Source organism: Paenibacillus tabacirhizosphaerae (assembly GCF_040812395.1).
Classification (GTDB): domain Bacteria; phylum Bacillota; class Bacilli; order Paenibacillales; family NBRC-103111; genus Paenibacillus_E.
This window is the reverse complement of the sequence record NZ_JBFNXH010000079.1, coordinates 1-865: the sequence shown is the minus strand read 5'-3', so window position 1 is coordinate 865 and position 865 is coordinate 1. Positions and strand designations below refer to the sequence as shown.

Below are 865 nucleotides of genomic sequence, written 5' to 3'. Positions count from 1 at the left end.
TCACAGAGGATGAGAAAGCGCAGATCTTTGATGAATTCAACGCTACTGCGATGAGTTCTCCTCGCGACAAAACGATTCCTCAGCTGTTCGAGGAACAAGCAGAACGGACACCAGATCAGGTCGCCGTCTTCTGCGAGGGCGAGAAGCTGACGTACCGCGAGCTGAACGAGCGTGCGAATTCTCTGGCACGGACGCTGCGTCATGCAGGCGTGCAGACGGATAGTTTCGTCGGCTTGATGACCGAGCGTTCGCTGGCGATGATCGTCGGCGTGTTCGCCATCATGAAGGCTGGCGGCGCGTATGTGCCAATTGATCCGGACTATCCGGAAGACCGCATCCGCTATATGCTCGAAGACTCGGGCGCGAAGCTGCTGCTGACGCAAGAACGCCTGCGTGAGCGCGTCAGCTTCGAGGCGGGGACCGTCCTGACGCTGGACGATCCCGCTGTTTACAGCGTCGATGGCTCAAACTTAGAGCTTGTCTCCGGCGCGAATGATCTGGCTTATGTGATCTACACGTCGGGTACGACGGGCAAGCCGAAAGGAGTCATGGTCGAGCACCACGGCCTGACGAATCTCAAGGCTTATTACGACCATACACTGCGCATCGGCACGGAAGATCATGCCCTGCTCTTCGCCAGCCTTTCGTTCGATGCGGCTTGCTGGGAAATATTCCAGGCTTTGTTCTGCGGAGCCACGTTGTATGTACCGACTTCTACAACAATTCTGAATTACCAGCTGTTTGAAGCATATATGGTCGAACACGACATCACGATAGCGGCTCTGCCTCCGACCTATGCGGTTTATCTGGAGCCGGATGAAATGCCAAGGCTGCGAATTCTATTTACGGCCGGATCGGCTTCATC

1 protein-coding gene is annotated in these 865 nt (G+C 55.7%); it reads left to right on the top strand.

The window, feature by feature from the left end:
- Window positions 1-865 (top strand): AMP-binding protein (locus ABRS97_RS28040; RefSeq protein ID WP_367859150.1); only part of this gene is annotated, 865 nt, incomplete at both ends.